Source organism: Amycolatopsis sp. WAC 04197 (assembly GCF_003947475.1).
GTDB classification, from domain to species: domain Bacteria; phylum Actinomycetota; class Actinomycetes; order Mycobacteriales; family Pseudonocardiaceae; genus Amycolatopsis; species Amycolatopsis japonica.
Genome location: NZ_QHJK01000002.1, coordinates 542,671 through 563,555, shown reverse-complemented (window position 1 = coordinate 563,555; position 20,885 = coordinate 542,671). Strand labels below are relative to the sequence as shown.

The following is a 20,885-nucleotide window of genomic DNA, read 5'->3' as shown; positions in this document are numbered from 1 at the left end:
CGCCCAGGCCGGGAACGCGCCCCCGGCCGACATCCGCAAGCACCGCCGCGGCGCGTCCACGCTCCGCGGCGGGATTCCGCCGAGGAGTGAACTGTGCGCATCCGCAAGAAGGTCCGGCGCGTTTTGACCGCGTTGGCGGTCGCCCTCCCCCTGGTCACCGGCGTTTCGGCGCTTTCGGCGCCCACCGCGGCCGCCGCGGGCCCCGATCCGCTGCCGCTGACCGTGACGAACAATTCGAACCGCTCAGACGCGGTCCACCTCTACGTGCTCGGCACGAACCTCAATACCGGGAAACTCGGCTACGTCAACGCCGCCGGCGCCTTCACCGCGTGGCCGCCGGGCGCGAACCCGCCGAGCCCCGCGCCGGACGTCTCGATCGCGGGCCCCGGCAACGGCGGCTCGACCACGCTGCGGATCCCGCGCATGCTCTCGGGCCGGGTCTACATGTCGTTCGGGCAGAAGATCAAGTTCTTCCTCACCCCGGACGGCCTGGTGCAGCCCGCGCCGTGGGCCGACGGCGACCCGAACCGCGACATCCTGTTCGACTGGAGCGAATTCACCTACGACAACGGCGGGCTGTTCATCAACAGCTCGCAGGTCGACATGTTCAGCGTGCCGCACGCCGTCGGGCTGACCAACGGGGCGGGCGCGAGCAAGGAAGCCGGCCGTTTGAAGCCCGGTGGCCGCGAGAACGTCTTCAACGCCGTCCAGGGCCAGTCCGGCTTCTCGAACCTGGTGTACAACCGGCTGCGGGTCCTCGCGCCGGGCAAGGGGCTCGACACCGGCAAGTTCGCCGGCAACTACCTCGACGGCTACGTCACGAGCGCCTGGAACACCTACAAGTCGACGCCGCTCACCGTCGTCCCGTTCGAGGCCGAACCCGGTAAGAAGTTCACCGGCCGGACCGGCGGGGACGACGTCCTGCGCTTCACCGACACCTCGGGCGCCGAAGTGGCGTCGTTCAGCAAGCCGAGCACCCGCGACGTCTTCAACTGCGACGGACGGCTGCACGCGCCGAACGACCAGGTCGTCGGCCCGATCGCGCGGACCCTGTGCGCGGCGCTGCACCGCTCGACGCTCGGCTCGCTGCACACCCAGCCGACGTATGACGCGGGCCAGTTCTACAAGCAGCCCGTGACCGACCACTACTCGCGGATCGTGCACGAGCAGATGGTCGACGGGAAGGCGTACGGCTTCGCCTTCGACGACGTCGGGCACTTCGAGTCGCTGGTGCACGACGGGGATCCGCGGACAGCGCGGATCACGCTGACCGCGTTCTAGCCGATCAACGCGCCCCGCTCCCGATCCGCCAAGCCGACATGCCGATCCCGCTCGGCACGAGCGAGAACACCGGCGGCTCGGGAGCGTGGACGCGCGCCAGCTCCTCCGGCGTGTACCGCACGCACTTCCGGTGCCATTCCAGGATTCCCGCCATCCAGTCCTTCAGGTGGTCCGCGTACCCGGTGACCGCCGCGCGGACGTCGTCGCCGAGCCCGAGGTCGTCGCACATCCGCGGCAGATCCTCACCGGCGAGCTGCTCGAACTGCGTCATCCGCGCGTTCATCAGCCGGGCCGCGATGTCGCGGGCCTCGATCCGGTCGACGTCCAGGAACCGCTCGGCGACGTACACGAGGTTGTGCGTCTCGCCCTCGTATTCGATCTCCTTCTGGTACGAGAACAGGTCGTTGGAGAACGCCGCGTAGTCCTGCGCCGCCGTGTCGAGTTCGAACAGCACCCGGTTCCCGAAGAGCTCGGCGGGCACGACGTCGCCGAGTTCGAGGAGCGCGAGGCTCTTGGTCAGGTCGGAGCCGAACGTCCGACGGCGCATCTCCACGTAGTCGACCGGGTCGGGGACGCGGTTCTGCGCCTGGTTCCCGACCTCCCAGGCCCAGCTCGCGGTCATGCTCTCGACCGCCTGCCGGAACCCCGCGCGTGTGCGCGGGGACAGCGGTCCCGCGGTGCGGCCCCACAGGTCCGCGAGGCCGACCTCTATCGGGTTCGACGGCTTCGGCACCGGCTCGCCTTCGAGCGGCATGAACAGGGAAAGCCGGTCGCTGCACAGTTTCGCGGCGACCGCGTCTCGTTTCGCCCCGAAGACCAGCGGGAAGTAGTCGTCGCCGAACGTGCCCCAGGTGAGCCAGTCGGACGACAGCTTCAGCCCGTCGAGGTCCGTGTCCGGGTCGATCATCGCGGCGCAATACGCGAGGTCGATCCCGCGGAACCGGCGCTCGTCCCAGATCCCGCCGTCGAGCATCCCCATCTCCCGCGCCCAGCCGGGCGCGTATTCGCGGGCGGCGGCGAGGTGGGGGCTGGTGCGCACGGGATACGGCATGCGGAATTCCGGCAACGGCAGGTGCCCGGTCTTCGCGAACGGCGGCGGCGCCTGCTGGCGTATCCGCTGAACGAGGCCCGGCCCGTTCGCGGCCGCGCCCTCGTTCATGTACCGGCTCGACCGGGTGTGCCATTCGTGACCGCCGGATTGCCAGTCCTGCATGCCTTTGACGTACAGGCCGACCGCGATCTGCTCGGGCAGTGAGACATCGCGCTCGGCGAGCAACGCGGGCACCTCGACGAGCGCGGTGTTCTCGAACTGCTGCAATCGCGAGGTCAGCAGGTCGTTGGTGAGTTCGGCGGCTTCCTGCGTCGGGCAGTCGAGGAACTTCTCGAAGACGAGGACGGCGTTGGAGTTCTCGCCCTCCTCGCGCACTTCGCGTTGGTAGGAAAAGAGATCGTTGCGAAGGTGGACGGCGTCGGCGAACGTGTCACGCAGCACCTCCATCGGCCTGGTCGCCGCGATCCGGTCCGGTACCTCGGCACCGACGGCGAACTCGATGAGGTTCGCCGACCACGGCGCCCCGCCGACACGACGGCGCATCTGGACGTATTCGATGGGGTTCGCGATGCGGCCGCGGTCGATGTTGTCCAGTTCCCAGAGCGATTCGACCATCAGATTGTGCGTGCTGGTGACGAAACGCCGTCGCCAGGCCTCGGACATCGAAGGAATGGTGCGTGCCCAAAGGTTTTCGAGCCCGGCTTCGGCGGGATTCCCCGGTTCCGGCGACCTTTCTCCCGGCCCGGTCATGAACAGTTCCAAGCGGTCCAAATAGGCCTTGGCGCCCTCGGTGTTCCGGGTGTACTTGAATTGCGCGAGGAAATCGTCGTCGAAGAAGAACACCCACACGTACCAGTCCGTGACCAGATCGAGGGACGGCCCGTCACAGTCCGGATGGGTGTGCGCGCAGAGCAGCGCGTAATCCATTTTCGCCAGCGCCTGCTCGTTCCAGACGACGTCACCGGACGGCGACGGCGAATCGAGCATCCCCATTTCCCTGGCCCAGGACATACTGTGCGCCCGTGCCGCTTCGAGGTGCGGATTCATCCTGGCCGGATGCGGCAGGTAGAACTCGGGCAAGGTGAAAGCCTGCATCTGCGACTGCCTCCCGGGCCGGGGTCGGATCCGTTCCGACGTTTCCAGCCCGCCGCCGCGCCGGGCAACCGTCCACCCGAGCGATTCGGTGCGCCATGGAGTGAATCAGTCCCAGAGTGACTCGGGATCGACATACGGCGCGAGCAATCCGGTCAATATCTCGTCACCGTTCCCGTTCAACGCGTCCTCGGCGATCCGACGGGCGACACCGACGAGGAAATCGGCGGCCTGCACCCGCGGATCGGTCCGGGAATCCACGAATTTCACCCCGGCCAATCCCGGACTCGCCTCGATCCGGGCGAGCCGGTCCCCTTTGAGCGACGGTTGTTCGTCGTGGACGAGGAAGACCGGCTCCCCACCCGCGCTCCAGTACTCGATGGCGCGGAGGATCGCGGGCACCAGCGGATCGAGGATCTTGGCGTCACGCGCCCGGCCGACCTTCGCCCTCAATTCCGCGCTGTCCCCGGCCATCGCGAAGAACGACCCCGCCGCCGGATCGCGACGGTTCCTGGTCCGCAGCACGTCGTTGAACGCGGCGAGGAGCTCGTCGTCAGGCCGGATTTCCGGGCCGGCGAGCGCCCGGAGTTCGTTCGCCAGCAGCCGTTTCTTGTCCACGAGGTACACCTGCGCACGCCCGTGGACCGGGCCGCGCGGACCGAGGAACCATTCGAGCACCCGCCGGTGCTTCGTGCGGAGGAGGTGGTTCGCCTTGTACTCGACCGCCGGCGAGCGGATCCTTCGCCGCAGCTCGACCAGGCAGGCCGTGGCCTCTTCGAGGCTCAGCCGGACCCCCGCGTGCGCGAACACGCCGGTCCGGCCGCCGATCAGTTTCTCGCCCTCGGACCCGGACTCGTCGCAGGCGATCTCCAGGGGCACGCTGCGCATCGTGCCCGATCGCGAGGGCCGGGTCGACCGGGTTACGCGGGTTCTGGCAGCGGCTCGCCGGTCTCCAGCAGCGATTTGAGGCTCGACAGGATCGACGGCCAGCCGCCCTTGACCATCTCCAGCGCGGTGCTGCCCTGGTCGAAACCGTCGTGCACCACGGTCAGCTTCACCATGTCGCCGACGGGTTCGAGATCGAACGTCACCTTCGACCGCGACTCGGCCTGGAGCTTCGCCGACACGTCGTCGTCGAGCCCGACCGACTTGGCGAACTCCGGCGTGAAGGTGTGCCAGGTGTAGGACAGCCGCCGGTACGGGTCGGACTCGAGGACGACCTGTTCGGGATCCTCCAGCTTCACACCGAGCTGCTCCCAGGCCATCGTCGAGCCGGCCTTCCAGTCCGAGGTGAACTCGCAACCCCAGTACTGCTTGGTGAAGACCGGATCGGTGAGCGCCCGCCAAAGCCGCTCCGGCGTCGTCCTGATGTAGCTGGTGTACACGAATTCGTCGGTGCTCATGGGTTCCTGCTCCAATGCCTTCTTGAGGTCGGCGAGCGCTTCGACCCGGCCCTGGTGGTACCGGTCGATCCAGCGCTCGGCGATCGCGTTGATCGGCTCCGCGTTCACGTAGTGCAACTTCTCGCGGCCACGCCACACCGTGGTCACCAGATTCGCCGCTTCCAGCACGGCCAGATGCTTGCTGACCGACTGCCGCGCCATGTCCAGCCCCGCGCACAGCTCGCGCAAGGTCTGCCCGTTGCGGGCGTTCAGGTCGTCGAGCAACCGCCGCCTGCTCGCGTCGGCCAGCGCCTTGAAGACCTCGTCCATGCCGCTCTCCCTGATATGCAGCCTCGCGGCTGCCTTTACAGGTTAGGCAGCCGTACGGCTGCATGTCAAGGCGCTCGCCAGGTCCGTGGGTTCGGCGGGCAAGTGCGCCCGCGAACGCCCCGTCACGTTTCCCCCGACTCCCTCGTCCAGGTGGCGACACGTCCACTCGAAGGAGTTCCCATGCCGACCCCGTTGCGCGTCGCGATCGCCGTGCAGACCCTGGCCGTCTTCCTCACCCCGATCTCCGCCGGTCTCCTGCTGACCGTGCCGAGTGGCCACACCCTGCACAGCGCCACGGCCTACACGCTGTTCAGCGTCTCGATGCTTCACGTGCTCATCGCGATCCTCGTGTGGCGACCGGGTGGCGGCTCCGCCAAGCCGATCCTGCCCGTGGCCGTATTCCTGGGCCTCACGCTGGTGCAGGTGTTCCTCGGGATCGCGCACGTGACGGCGGTCCACGTCCCACTCGGCGTCGCGCTGTTCGGCTTCAGCCTCGTACAGCTGAGCCGGATCCGGCCCCTGCCACGGGAAGCGGCGGCGCCTTGATGACCGCGGTGGAAGCCTGCCGATCCATGCGTCCCTCCACCCGAGATACTTGAACGCGCAACCAAATGCGAGTACTAGTGGCACCAAGGCCGATACGGCCCGTCCATACCTCAGGGGAGTATCGATGCGTCTTGGGTTCAGCCTTCCGGTGTTCGGCAAGGCGGCGGCCACACCAGGTGGGATCGCGCGGTACGCGCGTACGGCGGAGCAGGCCGGGGCGGCCAGTCTCTGGGTCGGCGACCGGTTGCTGTCGCCGGTGAACCCGGAGGTGGCCTACCCGGGCTACGACACCATGCCCGAGGAGTTCTGGACCGCCCAGGATCCGTTCACCGCACTGGCCGTCGCGGCCGCGGTGACCGAAACCGCGATCCTCGGGTCCAGCACCATCAACGCGACGCAGTACCAGCCCGCCAACTTCGCCCGGCTGCTGACCAGCATCGACGTGGCCAGCAACGGCAGGCTGCTCCCCGGCCTGGGCATCGGCTGGTCACCCGACGAATACGCGGCCGTCGGCGTTCCGATGGCAGAACGTGGCAAGCGGCTGGACGACCTACTCGATCTCCTCGACACCTGGTGGACCAAGGACACCGTGTCACACAACGGCATCGGCTACACGATTCCGGAGACCCACGTCCACCTGAAACCGGTACGCAAGCCGCCCGTACACCTGGCCGGGTTCGGCGAGAGGGCACTGCGCCGGGTCGCCGAGCGGGCGGACGGCTGGCTGCCGGTCTGGACGGTGCCCGAAACCATCCCCGCCGACATGCTCACCGCCACCCTGGCCAAGATCCGAGCCGACGCCGAACAAGCCGGTCGCGACCCGCGGACACTGGGCGTGGCGCTGCGAGTGAATGCCGCCCCGGACACGAAGCCGGAACTCATCGCCGAGTCGGTGACGAAGATCGTCGCGACCCTTGCGCCGGACCACACCTTCGTCGACCTCACCTACCTGACCAGCAGCGTGGAAGAACACATCGACCTCACCGGCCGCCTGCTGGAACTGACCGCCCGAGGCTGAAAGCGGAGCCCATAAGGGCCATGAACAGACCCCGCGAAACGCGAGGCATCAGCATGTCGATCTGGAGCCGCCAAGGGGGCTCGAACCCCTGACCTTCTGTTTACAAGACAGATGCTCTACCAGCTGAGCTATAGCGGCCTTGCCCAGGACAGCCTGGGCAAGGCAAGTATATCGGCGCCCGTTCAGCGCTCCGCAGGGCGCACCCGCGGGTCCCCGGCCACCGTCCGGAAGGCGTGCGCGAACGTCACGGCGGTCGCCGGATCCCGGCGATCGGCGACGTAGTACCAGTTCATCCGGACGGCGTCCGGGGTCACTTCGAGGACGGCCGGACCGTGCGAGTCGAGTTCCACGAAGCGCACGTGCGGGTTCAGCGCGCGGATCGCGGCTTCGACCTTCAGCGAGCCGGTCCGCGGCGGGACGCCGAGTTGCTCGTCGATGTTGTCCGAGGTGACCGAAGGGCAGACGAACTCGACGGCGACGCTCGTTCCGTCTCGGGGCACGTCGTTCGCCCACGACGAGTGGACGTCGCCGGTCAGGAACACCGTGTTGCCCCGGCCTTGCGCGGCGATGGTGTCGAGGACGCGGCGGCGGTCGGCGGTGTAGCCGTCCCATTGGTCGGTGTTGACCGTGGTCGGCTGGCCGTCGAGCAGGTCGCCGAGCGCGAGCCGTTCGCGTGTGGGCAGCGCGGGGATCTTGATCGGCGTGACCATCACCGAGTTCCCGATCAGGTTCCAGGACGCGGTCCCGCGCGCGAGGCCGTCCAGGAACCACTGCCGCTGATCAGCGCCGAGGATGGTGTCCTCCGCCGAGACCGGGCCGGGTTGCCGCGTCCGGTACGTCCGCAGGTCCAGCATGGTCAGGTCGGCCAGCGTCCCGAACTTCAGCCGCCGGTACAGCCGGTCGCCGCGATGCCGCACCGGCATCCATTCGAAGTACGCCTGGTGCGCGGCCCGCATCCGGTCCGCCCAGTCGCCCTCGGTCGCCGGGTCGTGTGACGGCGATCCGCCGGACCACGCGTTGTCGGCGGCCTCGTGGTCGTCCCAGGTCGCGATCATCGGATGCCGGGCGTGGAGCCGCCGCAGGTGCTCGTCGGTCTTGTACATCGCGTGACGTTGCCGGTAGTCCGCCAGGGTGATCAACTCGTTGGGCGGTACCGAAGGCCGGAGATCACCCGCAGGGTTGGGATTCCCTTCGTAGAGGTAGTCACCCAGGTGAATGAAGGCGTCCAGGTCGTCGCGGCCGGCCAGATAGCCGTAGGGGGCGAAGTGACCGACAGCCCAGTTCGCACACGAGACCACGCCGAAGCGCAGGCTTTCGACGTCCTCGTCGCGCGGAGGCGCCGTGCGGGTCCGGCCGGTCTGCGAGACCTTCCCCTGAGACGCGAACCGGTACCAGTACCCGGTCGACGCGCACAGTCCGCCGGCCGTCACCTTCACCGTGTGGTCGCGTTCCGGGCCGGTCCGAAGGTGACCGCGAGCGACGACGCGCGTGAAGCCGGCGTCCTCGGCCACCTCCCACCGGACGTCCACCGCCGCCCCTTTCCCGGATCCCGGAACCGCCTCGGGCGAAGGGGTGACGCGGGTCCAGAGAAGGACCGAATCGGGCATCGGGTCACCCGAGGCGACCCCGTGCGCGAAAACCGGGGCTTCCGCCCCGCTAGATGCACCCGAAAGGGTGAACGTCGCCGCGGTCCCGGCAGCGGTGACACCGGCCGCGCGAAGAACGGAACGCCTGCTCACGGAGGACGCCATGACATGCAGTGTGCCGTAAACCGGCGACGTCGCGATGATCTTCCTCCGACGTGGCGGACGCCACTTCGGGTTTCCTGCAACGGTCGAGGCACCGGCCCCGATGCTCCTCGGGAAAGTCCCTCGAACCAGAGTGAGGAGGTGGATCGATCATGAAGATCAACGAGCACACCAAGGGAGCCCAGCGCGGCGAACGCGGTGCCGAAAAGAACCAGGACGAAACACCCGAACGTGGCGAATGGCTGCTGGAAGCGCCGCGCCAGCGTGACGGAGAGCGATCGATCCCCCAGACTCGCTCGCACCGGCCGAATCTGCTGCGCCGCCGCGCCTGGCAGATCCTCGAAGCGCCGACGGCGGAGCAGCCCGCCGTCGACGTCGACGAGGCGATGGGCCCGCAGCCGCCGGACGACACGACGGTCAACTTCGTCCTGGACCTCGTCCTGCGCATCGGCGAGGTCCAGATGTCGAGCGGCGCCGGCGCCTCCGACGTCACCGCGACGATCATCGCGCTGACCTCCGCGCTCGGCCTCCCGCACTGCGAGGTCGACGTGATCTTCACGTCGATCACGGTGACCTGCCACCGCGGCACCGACATGGCCCCGGTCACGGCGCTGCGCGTGGTCCGCTCGCGCAGCCTCGACTACACGCGGCTCACCCAGACCGAGACCCTGGTCCGCCGCATCGTCCGCGGCAACATCGGCGCCGAAGAGGCCCAGCAGGAACTGCAGCGCATCACGACCGCGCCGCACCCGTACCCCCGCTGGGTGGCCACGGCCGCCTGGGGCGGGCTGGCCGCGTTCATCACCCTGATCCTCGGCGGCAGCATCGACGTGGCGCTGGTCGCGCTGGTGATCAGCGCGGTCATCGACCGGCTCGGCCGGTTCTTGAACCGCTTCGCGCTGCCGTTCTTCTTCCAGCAGGTGATCGGCGGCCTGGTCGCGACGCTGTCCGCGATGGCGATAGTCAGCAGCAACCTGCTCACCACGGACAAACCCACGCTGGTCGTCGCGGCGGCCGTCACCGTGCTGCTGTCCGGGCTCTCCACGGTCTCCGCCGTGCAGGACGCCATCACCGGCTACTACGTCACGGCGGCCGGGCGTACGACCGAGACCGCGCTGATGAGCGCCGGGCTGATCGCGGGTGTGGTGCTCGCACTGAAGATCGCGGTCCTGCTCGGCCTGCCGCTGACGCCGCTGCCCGAGGTCGTTTCCTCGACCCCGCAGCAGTTGCCGATCATCGTCATCGGCAGCGTCGGCGCGTCGGCCTGCTTCGCGCTCGCCTCGTATTCGACCCTGCGCGCGATGATCGTCGCGGGCGCGGCCGGGGCGATCGGCGGCGCCGTGTACGGCGCGCTGATGCTGACCGACTTCCAGGCCGTCAGCTCCTCCGCGGTCGCCGCGACGCTGGTCGGGTTCTGCGGCGGCGTGCTCGCCAGGCGCCTGAAGGTGACGCCGCTCGTGGTGGCTGTGTCCGGCATCACGCCCCTCCTCCCCGGTCTCTCCACCTATCGTGGTCTATACCAATTGGGCGTCGAGCCCGGCGGGAACATCTCGACGCTGATGACCGCGGTCGCGATCGGGCTTGCCCTGGCAGCGGGTGTGGTACTCGGCGAATACCTGGCGCAACCGGTGCGCACGGGGCTCGGCAGGCTGGAACGCAAATTCGCCGGGCCGCGGATGGCGGGTCCGCTGGAACCCGCCGAACGACGCTTGGAGTGATCGCTCGGCGACGGGCCGCGGCCTCCTCGCGCGATAGGGTTTCCGCTTAGGGCAGCGACCCGCGATTCGAGGGAGCGGCTGGTGGACGAAGTGATTGCCGAGACGAGCAGAACGGCCTCCGCGGATTTCGTGGTGGTGGCGAACCGGCTCCCGGTGGACCTCGAACGGACCGCCGACGGGAGCAGGCGCTGGACGGCGAGCCCGGGCGGGCTGGTGTCCGCGCTCGAACCGTTCCTGCGGTCACGCAAGGGAGCCTGGGTCGGGTGGCCGGGTGTGCCCGACGTCGACGTCGAGGAGTTCGACGACGACGGCCTGGTGCTGCACCCGGTCTCCCTGACGTCGGACGACGTCCGCGACTACTACGAGGGCTTCTCCAACGCGACGCTCTGGCCGCTGTACCACGACGTGGTGGCGCGGCCGGTGTTCGACCGGAGCTGGTGGGAGTCCTACGTCCGGGTGAACCGGCGCTTCGCCGAGGCGAGCGCGAAGGTCGCCGCCGAGGGCGCGACCGTGTGGATCCAGGACTACCAGCTGCAGCTGGTCCCGGCGATGCTCCGCGAGCTGCGGCCCGATCTCCGGATCGGGTTCTTCCTGCACATCCCGTTCCCCCCGGTCGAGTTGTTCATGCAGATGCCGTGGCGGACCGAGATCGTCCGCGGCCTGGTCGGGGCCGACCTCGTCGGATTCCACCGGCCGGGTGGCGCGCAGAACTTCCTCTGGCTGGCGCGGCAGCTGGCCGGGCTCGAATCCAGCCGCGGCGCGGTCGGTATCCGCACCCGCCCCGGCCTGATGCAGGTCGGCGACCGCACGGTGCGGGTCGGCGCGTTCCCGATCTCCATCGACGCCATCGGCCTCGACAAACTCGCCAAGACCAAGGGCGTCGCCGAACGCGCCGCCCAGCTGCGCCGTGACCTGGGCAACCCGAAGAAGGTCCTGCTCGGCGTCGACCGGCTCGACTACACCAAGGGCATCGACCTGCGGCTGCAGGCGCTGCACGAGTTGCTGCACGAAGGCCGCGTCCGTCCGGAGGACGTGACGTTCGTCCAGCTGGCCACGCCGAGCCGCGAACGCGTCGAGCACTACCAGCGGATGCGCGGCGACATCGAGCAGATGGTCGGACGGATCAACGGCGAATTCGCGCGCGTGGGTCACCCGGTCGTGCATTATCTGCATCAGTCCGTGAACCGGACGGAACTGGCCGCGTTCTTCTCCGCGGCCGACGTCATGGTGGTCACTCCCCTGCGTGACGGGATGAACCTCGTCTGCAAGGAGTACGTCGCCTGCCGCCACGACCTGGGCGGTTCGCTCGTGCTTTCGGAGTTCGCCGGCGCCGCGGCCGAGCTGACCAGTGCGCTCCTGGTCAACCCGCATGATCTGGACGGGGTGAAGAACGCCTTGGAGACTGCCATTACGCTCGACCCCGCAGAGGGACGCCGCCGTATGCGCGCCATGCGTCGACAGGTCCTCACGCATGACGTCGACCGCTGGGCGCGCTCGTTCCTCCAAGCGCTCGGTGCCGAACCGGCCGACTGATCCCCCTACCCCGCATAGTTCCCGAGGAGAAATCGTTGACCGCCGAGGCACTGCCCGCCGAGCTGCGGCGTGCGATCGTTCAGGTCGCGCGCACCCCGCGGCTGCTGGTCGCCTGCGACTACGACGGCACGCTGGCTCCGATCACGGCCAACCCGGACGAAGCCCGTCCCCTGCCCGAATCGGTAGGTGCGCTCAGGTCGCTGGCCGGCCTGCACGAGACGACCACCGCGGTCATCTCCGGCCGCGCGTTGCGTGATCTCGCCACTCTTTCCCGCCTTCCGGCCGAGGTGAACCTGGTCGGCAGCCACGGATCCGAGTTCGACATCGGCTTCATCCACGCCCTCGACGACAAGGCCCGCGAACTCCACAGACGGCTCGAGGCCGAGCTGGAGAACCTGGTGCTCGACGTGCCGGGCGTCTCGCTCGAGGTCAAACCCGCGAGCATCGCGGTGCACGTCCGCCGCGCCGAGCACGAGGCCGGCAGGCGAGTCCTCCGCGATGTCCACAATGGACCTTCGAAATGGGAGGGCGTGTCCACGACCGACGGCAAGGAGGTCGTCGAGCTCGCGGTCGTCCAGACGGACAAGGGCCGCGCGCTGGACACCCTGCGCCACCAGGTCGGCGCGACGGCGGCGGTCTTCCTCGGCGACGACGTCACCGACGAGAAGGCGTTCGCCCGGATCTCCGGCCCGGACCTCGGTGTGAAGGTCGGCGACGGCGAAAGCCTGGCCCAGTACCGGGTTCCGGACACGGTCGACGTCGCGATGGCGCTCGCGTTCCTGCTCGAAGAGCGGCGCAACTGGCTCTACGGCGAGCAGGCCCCGCCGATCGAGCGGCTTTCCCTGCTGGCCAACGAACGTTCGGTCGCGCTGGTCACGCCGGACGCCCGGCTGACCTGGCTGTGCCACCCCGGCCCCGACGCGCCCGCGATCTTCGCGGACCTGCTCGGCGGTGCCGGCGCGGGCCACTTCTCGATCAAGCCGCACCGCAACGGCCTGCCGCTCGGGCAGCGCTACCTGCCGAACACGATGACCGTCGAGACCCGCTGGTCGCGACTGCTCGTCACCGACTACCTGGAGCCGGAGAGCCCCGCGCACCGCACGGATCTCGTCCGGGTGATCTCGGGTGAGACGGCGGCGGAGATCGTGTTCGCGCCGCGGCCCGAATTCGGCGGTGTGCCGGTGAAGCTGGTCGCCGAGGGCGACGGGATCCTGGTGCAGGGCACCTCGGAACCGTTCGCGCTGCGCTCGCCCGGCGTGGAGTGGGAGATCACCTCCGACGGCATGAACGACACCGCGACGGCGCTGGTCACTCCCTCGCCGGAGAACCCGGTGGTGCTCGAACTCCGTTGCGGCACTTCGGATCTCAGCGAGCACGAACTGTCCGAAGTGGAGCGACGGACGCGCGCGGGTGACTACTGGAGCACGTGGGCGCGGACGCTCAAACTGCCCAGCGTCCAGACCGACCTCGTCGGCCGCTCGGCGCTCACCCTGCGCGGGCTGGTGAACACCGACACCGGCGGCGTGCTCGCGGCGGCGACGTCCTCGCTGCCGGAGGAGATCGGCGGCGTCCGCAACTGGGACTACCGCTACTGCTGGATCCGCGACGCGGCCATGACCGTGCGCGAACTGGTCCACCTCGGCTCGACCGAAGAGGCCGAAGGCTACCTCCGGTGGCTGCACGGCGTTCTGTCCACTTTGGCCGGTCCGGAACGGCTACACCCGCTGTATACCTTGGCGGGCAGCGTGATCGGCGCCGAAGCGGTCATCGAATCGCTGCCCGGATACGCCGGTTCGCGGCCGGTCCGCGTCGGCAACCTGGCGAACCACCAGGTTCAGCTGGACGTGTTCGGCCCGGTCGTCGAACTCGTGCAGACGCTGGCGGAGGCGCGCGGGGAACTGCGCGACGAGGACTGGCAGATGGTGCGCGCGATGGCCGAGGCCGTCACACGGCGCTGGAACGAGCCGGACCACGGCATCTGGGAGGAGCGGCACGTGCCGCGCCACCGGGTGTACTCGCGGGTGATGTGCTGGGTGACCATCGACCGGGCGGTCAAACTCGGCGAGGTCTACGGCCGTGAGGTGCCGGGCGCGTGGCCTTCGCTGCGTGACGAGATCGCCGCGGACGTGCTGGAGAAGGGCTGGAACGAAGAGGTCCAGGCCTTCACCACCGCCTACGACGGAACGGACCTCGACGCCGCTTCGCTGTTCGTCGGGCTGACCGGGCTGATCGATCCGGCCGACCCGCGTTTCCAGTCCACGGTGACGGCGATCGAGGCGGAACTGCGCAGCGGGTCGACCGTGTACCGGTACCGCCGCGACGACGGTCTTCCCGGTGGCGAGGGCGGTTTCCACATCTGCGCGGCCTGGCTCATCGAGGCGTACCTGCTCACCGGGCGGCGCACCGAGGCCGAGGAACTGTTCACGCAGATCGTCGACGCGGCGGGCCCGACCGGCCTGCTGCCCGAGCAGTTCGACCCGATCGCGGAGCGTTCGCTGGGCAACCACCCGCAGGCGTACTCGCACATCGGGCTGATCCGCTGCGCGAACCTGCTTTCCCAGTAGGTCGCTTCACGTGTCAGGAAAGGGTCGTTCAGGACGTTTTTCGTCCTGAACGACCCTTTCCTGACATCCGGCTGCCGCTCAACCCCCGGCGACCGACGGAATGATCTGGACTTCCTTCGCCTCCGCGAGCGAAGTCTTGGCCCCATCGAGACGACGGCATTCCTCACCGTCCACATAGAAGTTCACATAGCGCCGCAGCGCACCCGTCTCGTCGCGCAACCGCCGTTCCAGCGCGGGAAAACCGTCGCCGAGCGAGTCCAGGACCGCGTCGAGCGTGGGCGCGTCGACGTCGAGCGTCCCCGCTCCGCCCGCGAGCGGCCGCAGCATCGCGGGCAGCAGGACCCGGACCATCTAGACCACCTGGGCCCGGACGCAGAGCACGTCCGGCAGATGCGCGGCCACCTGATGCCAGGTGTCGCCCCCGTCGGGGCTGGCCCACACTTCACCGGATCGCGTGCCGAAGTAGATCCCGTCCCGCGCGTCGACGCACATGCCGTCCCGGAGCACACCGGCGTAGAAACCCTTGTCCGGCAAGCCGTTTCCGAGTCCCGTCCAGGTCTCGCCCGCGTCCTCGCTGCGGTAGACGCGGCAGCGGCCCTCCGGCGGGAACCGGAGCACGTCGGCCACCAAGGGGAAGTTGTAGACGGTGTCCGGCTCGGTCGGATGGACGACCATGGCGAATCCGAAGTCGTTCGGCAGGCCGCCGGCGATGGACTTCCACGTCTTCGCGTCGTCGTCGCTGCGGTAGACACCGCCGTGGTTCTGCAGGAAGAACCGTTCGGGCCGCGCCGGATGCATCGCGACCTTGTGCACGCACTGCCCGAATTCGGGTTCCTCGTCGGGGAGGAATCCCGCGCTGATCCCGCGGTTCGACGCCGTCCAGCTCTTGCCGCCGTCCTCGGTCCGGTAGACGCCGCCCGTCGACATGGCGACGGTGATCCGCCGGGAATCCGTGGGATGCGGCAGGATCGTGTGGATCATCTGGCCGCCGCCACCGGGTGTCCAGTGTGGACGGTGCTCGTGATCCCACAGCCCGCGCACGAGTTCGAAGGTCTCGCCGCCGTCCTCGGACCGGAACAGCGCGGACGGCTCGACACCGGCGTAGACGACGTCCCCGGCGAGCACGATCTGCCAGATGCCTTCGAGCGCGGTCTCCGTGTCGGCGGGGAAGGCGACCGGGGCGTGATCGGGTTCGGACCAGGTCTCGCCGAAGTCCTCCGACGTCGCGATCGTCGGTCCGAAGTGCTCGTTGACCGCGGCCGCGTAGACCTTGCCGGGGGTCAGCGCGACCGCGCGCACCGCCTCCATCGGGAACTTCGGCTCGGAGAGTTCCCAGTTCTCGCGATCCTCGCTCCGGGCGAGGAACAAGCCCTTCCTGGTACCGATCCCCAGCTGGAACTCCACGACGCCGTCCTCCTCGCTCCGGTTATGTGACCCAGGTCACCGTACTACCGCGAGCGGGGAAATGGAGGCGTCGCGCCGGCTGCTGTCCAAGGGGTCGTGGCCTTCGCCTTCTCGGGAGAACGAGGGTCACAGACGAGCAGCCGGCGCGACGGGCTTTCGGGGGCGGTCAGGTACCGCTGATCAGGCGCAGGGCGAGATCGGGGCTGAACTGACCGGCTTCGACGTTCGGCGCGATCCCGCATTTGCCGTCGGAGTCGCCGGGCACCTTGACCCAGAGCAGCATCTCGGCGCCGCCGCCGGTCTGCGAGGTCGCCCCGAGCTTGCGCCCGGCCGGGTTGCACCACTCGGAGCCCAGCGGGCCGTTGCCGTTGCGGCTCGTGTCGATCACGAACGGCTTGGTGTAGCCGTACTTGCTCGACAGCGCCGCGCTGACACTTCGGCCGTAGTTCGCCGAGTCGGTGGTGGTCTTGTAGTTCGACACGTTGATCGCGAGACCGCGGATCGACTTCACCCCGACGGCGTTGAGCCGGTCGGCCATGGTCGCGGCCGGGATCCAGGTCGAGTTGCCGCCGTCCATGTACGCCCAGGTGTTCGGGGCCTTCGCGGCGAACTGCTCCGCGGCGTACTTGAGGAGATCGAGGCGGGTCTGGCGCTCACCGGTGGGCAGGCAGTCGAGCTGCGCGAGCGCGTCCGGCTCGATGACGACGACCGCGGGCTTGCCGCCGATGCCGTCGGCGAAGTTCGAGATCCAGGTCCGGTAGGCGTCCGGGCTGCCCGCGCCGCCGCCGGAGTGACCGCCGCAGTCACGGCCGGGGATGTTGTACGCGACCAGGATCGGCAGCTTGTCCGCGACGTCGGCGGCGTAGGTGTAGCCGTCGACCGCGGTCTTGATGTTCCCACTCCAGTTGCCGAACCAGCGCGCGCCCGCCTTGGTGGAGATGGCGGCCTTGATCTTGTCGGCGGTGCTGCCCGGGTGATCCCTGACCCAGACCGCGGGATTGGAGTTCGGGTCGACATAGAAGCCGTTGGTCTTCTCGAGCGGGTTGCCGTCGGCGGCCATGGCCGGCGAGGCGACCAGGGCCAGCAACGAGGCTGCCAGCAGACCGAGCGTCTTGATGCGCATGTTCCCCAGCTTCGGGCTCTTCCGTACAAGATTCGTACAACCCACGCGTTTCGTCCTCTGAATGCGATCCTTGCGCACGCAAGTAACGCATTCAGAGGACGAAACGCGGGAGGGCGTGGGTCAGGCCGAGTAGCCCTTCGGCGGGATCAGGGTCGCGAGCTGGTTGAAGGTGAGCCAGTAGATCTGGTTGCCGCCGAAGTTGGCCGGGTCGGCGATCTTCACCGTCATGTTGTCGCTGTTGTAGCCGATGATCGTGAAGTAGTGGTAGATCGTGTAGTTCGGGTAGCCCGGCGGGTGGTTGTTCGCCGGGGCGACGATGTTCGCGACGATCGCGTAGCCCTTGTCGACGTCCAGCACGATGTCGCGCCACAGCAGGTCGCGCTGCGCCTGGGTCGGCGGGTCGTTCGGCATCTCCTTGGTCTCGTACCAGCCACCGGCGACGTGGTTGTTGAGGACGCGGGTGACCTGCCCGATCCAGTCGGTGCCGTTGGTGGTGGTCGGCAGTTCGTTCGCGAGCTGCTGCTGGCTCGGCGGATTGCCGTTCTTGGCCGAAATGGCGATGCGGGTGGCGGCCGGGCCGCACCAGTACCCGGTCTCCTGGATCTGGTACTGGATGTTGAGTTCGGCGGCCGCCCTGACCCCTTCGACCTTGGCCGGCGGCGCCATCGACTCCACATCGACGACTGTCTTACCTTGAGCGACGGCCACCGCCGGAGCGGTGATCAAGGCGGACGCCGCGAGCGCGGCGACGACCACGGTCCTGAGTCGACGCATGGTAATCCTTCCCCAGTTTCACTTTTGAATGGTGAATAGTGAACATGATCGCCGGTCCCGGGGCTTTTGTCTGCGGCTTCACCTGCGCTTTCCCCGGTCGGCCCACGACGAAAGTAGGATCGGATGAACGCTTCGAGCGCCATCGGGCAATAGCGATCGTGCAGGTGATGAAAGACGATCACGAGCAGGCCGGCTCGCGCGGACCGGACAGACCCGATCTCGGTGGCCCCGATCCCGCACCCGTCTTCGGCATGCTCTTCGACGCCCACGCGGCCCCGCTGCAGCGTTATCTCGCGCGCCGCGTCGGCACGGAGACCGCGCACGACCTCGTCGCCGAGACGTTCCTCGTGGCGCTCCGGCGACGCGAGACGTACCGCCCGGAGGCCGGGACGGCGCGGGCGTGGCTCTACGGCATCGCGACGAACCTGCTGCGGCATCATGTCCGCACCGAGACGAGGGCCCTCAACGCGACGGCCCGGCTCGCGGCCGCCGGACAGGCGGTCTCGGCCGGACATGACGGCCGTGTCGCCGAGCGGGTCGACGCGCAGTCCCGCGCGGCCCAGCTGGCGGGCGCGCTGGCCGAACTGAGCGTCGCGGACCGCGACACCCTGCTGCTGGTGTCGTGGGCGGGCCTCGATCCCGGCGAGGTCGCCGAGGCGCTGGGGATTCCCGCCGGGACGGTGAGATCGCGGCTGCACCGGATCAGGAGATGGCTGCGCGCCAACGCACCGGAGTCCACAAAGGACGGATCGAGCAGGAACGAGGAGGGCGAAAGTGCACGGCGATAGCGTCAGGAAGGTGTGGTCGGAGGCCGAACTCGACGAGGCGCTGGCCTGCCTCCACGCCGAACCGGAAACCCGGCGGGACGAACTGTCCCGCGCCAAGGCGGCACTTCTGCGCGCCGCCGGCGAGGTCGAGGACGAACTGCTCCCGAGGCTCGCGCCCCCGCCGAGGAAACGGCCCGGCGCTTGGCGATGGATCGCCGCCGCCGCGGCCGCGGCCCTGGTGTCGGGCGGAGGGATCGTGGCGACGAACGCCTTCACCGACGGCGACGGCCCGGCCCCCGCGGACCATTCGGTCGTCGGCCCGAACGAAGAAGCGCTCAAATCCCTCCACGGCGACGACTTCCCGCTTCGCGACGATCAGTACCGGCTCGTCACGGAGTCCACCTGGACCACTCGTGTCACCAAGTCCGGGCTGGTCTACCAGACCCACGAGATCCTCGAACGCTGGCTGCCGGTCCCGGGCTGGAAGTCGTTCAAGACCCGGTTCACCGGGACCGGTGAGATCCGCTGGGTCAAGGGCGACTACCAGACGGCGATGAGGAACGGCGAAGCACTGCCGGGCCCGTCGTCCTCGGTCAGCGTGAACGAGGTGCCGCCGCCCACCACCACCACCACGACGTCGCCGGCACCTCCGATCCTCCCGCCCCAGGACCGGCTCCCTTCGGAGAGCGGCTGGACGCAACCCTCCCCGGACTTCCTCGCGGAACTGCCCATCGACCCCGGCAAGATGGCCGAGCGGCTCCGCCACGACGGCACAACCGACCCTCCCGCTTCGGACGGCCGCCCCGCGGAACAGCCGAACTCGCCGCCCGAGATGTTCGAAATGGCGTTCAACGTGCTGCGCTCGTCCCAGGGCTTCGGCGCGCAACGGGTGGCTCTGTGCAAAGCGCTCGCGAGGATGCCCGGCATCGTCCTGGAGACCGTGACCACTCCTGACGGTCGCTCCGCGTTGTCGTTCTCGGTCACGATGCCGGACCGGACACGCACGTTCATCGTCGACCGGGCGACGGCGGCCGTCGTCGGGAGCCGCGCCGTCCGGGCGAACGACAAACGGGAGGGCTGGCCGGGGCTGACCCTGTTCGACACGACGATCTCGGTGGTGATCACCGACGACGACGGCCCCTAACGAGCGTGCTTCGCGGCGTTGAGCGCGCTTCCGACGTCGGCCACCTCCAGCACCCGGATACCCGGCGGGATCTTGCCGGAATCCGGCGGCACCAGCGCGTACGTGAAGCCGAGCCGGGCGGCCTCCGCGAGCCGCCGCCCGACGCTCGGCACCCGCCGGACCTCACCCGAGAGCCCGACCTCGCCCATCGCGACGAGTTTGGGCGAGAGCGGCGTGTCCCTCGCCGACGACATCAGCGCCAGCACGACCGCGAGATCGATACCCGGCTCGGTGATCTTCATGCCGCCGACCGTCGCGACGTAGACGTCCTTGTCGCCGACCTTGATGCCCGCCCGTTTCTCCACCACGGCCAGCACCATCGCGACACGGGCCGAATCGAGGCCGCTCACCGCGCGCCGGGGCTGCGGTGACTGGGTCGCCGACACCAGCGCCTGCACCTCGCCCAGCAGCGGCCGCTTGCCCTCCATGGTCACCGTGACCGCGGTGCCCGCGACCGGCTCCGCGGTGTGGCTGAGGAACAGCCCCGACGGGTCGGGCACGCCGACGATGCCCTCCTCGACCAGTTCGAAGCAGCCGATCTCGTCGGCGGCACCGAAGCGGTTCTTGATACCGCGCAGCATCCGCAGCGTCGAATGCTTGTCGCCCTCGAACTGCAGGACGACGTCCACCAGATGCTCCAGCACCCGCGGCCCGGCGACCGAGCCGTCCTTCGTCACGTGGCCGACCAGCACGATCGGCAGCCCGCGTTCCTTGGCCAGCGCGACCAGCCCGGAGGTGACCGCGCGGACCTGGGTGACCCCGCCCGGCGCGCCCTCCACCTGCGGGGAGGCCATGGTCTGGACCGAGTCGACGATCAGCACGCCCGGCTTGACCGCGTCGACGTGGCCGAGGATCGCGGAGAGATCGCTCTCGGCCGCGAGGAACATCTCGTCGTGGACGTTGCCGGTGCGCTCGGCGCGCAGCCGCACCTGCCCCGCCGACTCCTCGCCCGTGACGTACAGCGCGCGGCCCGCGGTGGCCGCCCACTGGTAGGCGACCTCCAGCAGGAGGGTCGACTTGCCGACACCGGGCTCCCCGGCGAGCAGGATGACCGCGCCCGGCACGAACCCTCCGCCGAGCACCCTGTCCAGCTCGGAGACGCCGGTGGGCTTCGCGCGCGCCGTCTCGACGTCGACCTCGCCGATCGGACGCGCGGGCGCACTGGGCGCGCCCGCCGCGACCCTGGCTATCGCGGGGCGGGCGTCGCCGCGCTCCTCGAGCGTTCCCCACGCCTGACATTCGGGGCAGCGCCCGACCCATTTCGGCGCCTCGTACCCGCACTCACCGCAGCGGTAGGTGCTGCCTTTCTTGACCACTCCGCGAGGCTAGCGGCCACCACCGACAAACCCGGGGAGCGACAAGTACATGAAG

General features: G+C 69.0%; 17 protein-coding genes and 1 tRNA gene. 8 read left to right on the top strand and 10 right to left on the bottom strand.

Going from position 1 to position 20,885, the window contains the following annotated elements; all coding sequences use genetic code 11:
- The first annotated feature begins 93 nt into the window (after positions 1–93).
- On the top strand, positions 94–1,281 hold the full coding sequence (locus tag DMC64_RS09860; protein WP_125733263.1) for a beta-1,3-glucanase family protein: 1,188 nt from the start codon (positions 94–96) through the stop codon (positions 1,279–1,281).
- 4 nt (positions 1,282–1,285) lie between these two features.
- Here the strand turns inward: DMC64_RS09860 and DMC64_RS09855 are convergent, their stop codons facing one another.
- From DMC64_RS09855 to DMC64_RS09845, 3 genes are all read right to left on the bottom strand, one after another.
- Positions 1,286–3,427: a germacradienol/geosmin synthase gene (locus tag DMC64_RS09855; protein WP_125733262.1), complete on the bottom strand. Its 2,142-nt coding sequence runs from the start codon at positions 3,425–3,427 to the stop codon at positions 1,286–1,288.
- Positions 3,428–3,532: 105 nt separating this feature from the next.
- Positions 3,533–4,312, bottom strand: coding sequence for a DUF3800 domain-containing protein (locus DMC64_RS09850; protein ID WP_125733261.1), 780 nt, complete (start codon positions 4,310–4,312; stop codon positions 3,533–3,535).
- Positions 4,313–4,344: 32 nt separating this feature from the next.
- Positions 4,345–5,136, bottom strand: coding sequence for a metalloregulator ArsR/SmtB family transcription factor (locus DMC64_RS09845; RefSeq protein ID WP_125733260.1), 792 nt, complete (start codon positions 5,134–5,136; stop codon positions 4,345–4,347).
- A gap of 180 nt (positions 5,137–5,316) precedes the next feature.
- Here DMC64_RS09845 and DMC64_RS09840 point away from each other — a divergent pair, with 180 nt between their 5' ends.
- Both DMC64_RS09840 and DMC64_RS09835 read left to right on the top strand, forming a co-directional pair.
- Positions 5,317–5,682 (top strand): hypothetical protein, encoded by a 366-nt coding sequence (locus DMC64_RS09840; protein ID WP_125733259.1) that lies wholly within the window; start codon positions 5,317–5,319, stop codon positions 5,680–5,682.
- Between the two features lie 124 nt (positions 5,683–5,806).
- On the top strand, positions 5,807–6,700 hold the full coding sequence (locus DMC64_RS09835) for a TIGR03619 family F420-dependent LLM class oxidoreductase (protein WP_125733258.1): 894 nt from the start codon (positions 5,807–5,809) through the stop codon (positions 6,698–6,700).
- Positions 6,701–6,762: 62 nt separating this feature from the next.
- Here the strand turns inward: DMC64_RS09835 and DMC64_RS09830 are convergent.
- Positions 6,763–6,838: transfer RNA gene (locus tag DMC64_RS09830), tRNA-Thr, on the bottom strand.
- 44 nt (positions 6,839–6,882) lie between these two features.
- Positions 6,883–8,451 carry an alkaline phosphatase gene (locus tag DMC64_RS09825; protein WP_233629608.1) on the bottom strand — a complete coding sequence of 523 codons (1,569 nt, stop codon included), beginning with the start codon at positions 8,449–8,451 and terminating at the stop codon, positions 6,883–6,885.
- Positions 8,452–8,600: 149 nt separating this feature from the next.
- On the opposite strand from DMC64_RS09825, the gene DMC64_RS09820 reads away from it, so the two are divergent.
- The 3 genes from DMC64_RS09820 (at position 8,601) to otsB (ending at position 14,263) form a co-directional block, all read left to right on the top strand.
- Positions 8,601–10,166: a threonine/serine exporter ThrE family protein gene (locus tag DMC64_RS09820; protein WP_037335406.1), complete on the top strand. Its 1,566-nt coding sequence runs from the start codon at positions 8,601–8,603 to the stop codon at positions 10,164–10,166.
- An 81-nt stretch (positions 10,167–10,247) separates the two neighbouring features.
- On the top strand, positions 10,248–11,699 hold the full coding sequence (locus tag DMC64_RS09815; RefSeq protein ID WP_016337688.1) for a trehalose-6-phosphate synthase: 1,452 nt from the start codon (positions 10,248–10,250) through the stop codon (positions 11,697–11,699).
- A gap of 35 nt (positions 11,700–11,734) precedes the next feature.
- Entirely contained in the window at positions 11,735–14,263 is a 2,529-nt protein-coding gene (otsB, locus tag DMC64_RS09810; RefSeq protein WP_037335403.1) for a trehalose-phosphatase, read from the top strand.
- A gap of 78 nt (positions 14,264–14,341) precedes the next feature.
- On the opposite strand, the gene DMC64_RS09805 is transcribed toward otsB, so the two are convergent.
- The 4 genes from DMC64_RS09805 to DMC64_RS09790 form a co-directional block, all read right to left on the bottom strand.
- A complete protein-coding gene (locus DMC64_RS09805) occupies positions 14,342–14,614 on the bottom strand; it encodes a MoaD/ThiS family protein (RefSeq protein WP_125733257.1) in 273 nt (90 codons plus the stop codon).
- Positions 14,615–15,667 carry a sialidase family protein gene (locus tag DMC64_RS09800; protein ID WP_125733256.1) on the bottom strand — a complete coding sequence of 351 codons (1,053 nt, stop codon included), beginning with the start codon at positions 15,665–15,667 and terminating at the stop codon, positions 14,615–14,617.
- Between the two features lie 166 nt (positions 15,668–15,833).
- Positions 15,834–16,790, bottom strand: a complete 957-nt coding sequence (locus DMC64_RS09795) for a glycoside hydrolase family 6 protein (protein ID WP_125733255.1) — start codon at positions 16,788–16,790, stop codon at positions 15,834–15,836.
- 120 nt (positions 16,791–16,910) lie between these two features.
- A complete protein-coding gene (locus tag DMC64_RS09790) occupies positions 16,911–17,564 on the bottom strand; it encodes a C39 family peptidase (RefSeq protein WP_125733254.1) in 654 nt (217 codons plus the stop codon).
- Between the two features lie 158 nt (positions 17,565–17,722).
- On the opposite strand from DMC64_RS09790, the gene DMC64_RS09785 reads away from it, so the two are divergent.
- Both DMC64_RS09785 and DMC64_RS09780 read left to right on the top strand, forming a co-directional pair.
- The gene (locus DMC64_RS09785) at positions 17,723–18,352 is read left to right on the top strand and encodes an RNA polymerase sigma factor (RefSeq protein ID WP_037335389.1); all 630 of its coding nucleotides are present in this window, start codon (positions 17,723–17,725) and stop codon (positions 18,350–18,352) included.
- The gene (locus DMC64_RS09780) at positions 18,339–19,475 is read left to right on the top strand and encodes a CU044_5270 family protein (RefSeq protein ID WP_125733253.1); all 1,137 of its coding nucleotides are present in this window, start codon (positions 18,339–18,341) and stop codon (positions 19,473–19,475) included. The genes DMC64_RS09785 and DMC64_RS09780 overlap by 14 nt, the downstream gene beginning before the upstream one ends.
- Here the strand turns inward: DMC64_RS09780 and radA are convergent.
- The gene (gene radA / locus DMC64_RS09775; RefSeq protein ID WP_037335382.1) at positions 19,472–20,830 is read right to left on the bottom strand and encodes a DNA repair protein RadA; all 1,359 of its coding nucleotides are present in this window, start codon (positions 20,828–20,830) and stop codon (positions 19,472–19,474) included. The two genes, DMC64_RS09780 and radA, sit on opposite strands and share 4 nt — an antisense overlap.
- Positions 20,831–20,885 lie beyond the last annotated feature (55 nt).

What these genes read in the sequence shown, in the direction of transcription:
- DMC64_RS09820 (WP_037335406.1), top strand. Translation starts at nt 8,601, where the DNA reads ATGAAGATCAACGAGCACACCAAGGGAGCCCAGCGCGGCGAACGCGGT.
- DMC64_RS09850 (WP_125733261.1), bottom strand. Translation starts at nt 4,312, where the DNA reads ATGCGCAGCGTGCCCCTGGAGATCGCCTGCGACGAGTCCGGGTCCGAG.
- DMC64_RS09855 (WP_125733262.1), bottom strand. Translation starts at nt 3,427, where the DNA reads ATGCAGGCTTTCACCTTGCCCGAGTTCTACCTGCCGCATCCGGCCAGG.
- DMC64_RS09825 (WP_233629608.1), bottom strand. Translation starts at nt 8,451, where the DNA reads ATGGCGTCCTCCGTGAGCAGGCGTTCCGTTCTTCGCGCGGCCGGTGTC.
- DMC64_RS09805 (WP_125733257.1), bottom strand. Translation starts at nt 14,614, where the DNA reads ATGGTCCGGGTCCTGCTGCCCGCGATGCTGCGGCCGCTCGCGGGCGGA.
- DMC64_RS09795 (WP_125733255.1), bottom strand. Translation starts at nt 16,790, where the DNA reads ATGCGCATCAAGACGCTCGGTCTGCTGGCAGCCTCGTTGCTGGCCCTG.
- DMC64_RS09835 (WP_125733258.1), top strand. Translation starts at nt 5,807, where the DNA reads ATGCGTCTTGGGTTCAGCCTTCCGGTGTTCGGCAAGGCGGCGGCCACA.
- DMC64_RS09790 (WP_125733254.1), bottom strand. Translation starts at nt 17,564, where the DNA reads ATGCGTCGACTCAGGACCGTGGTCGTCGCCGCGCTCGCGGCGTCCGCC.
- DMC64_RS09840 (WP_125733259.1), top strand. Translation starts at nt 5,317, where the DNA reads ATGCCGACCCCGTTGCGCGTCGCGATCGCCGTGCAGACCCTGGCCGTC.
- DMC64_RS09845 (WP_125733260.1), bottom strand. Translation starts at nt 5,136, where the DNA reads ATGGACGAGGTCTTCAAGGCGCTGGCCGACGCGAGCAGGCGGCGGTTG.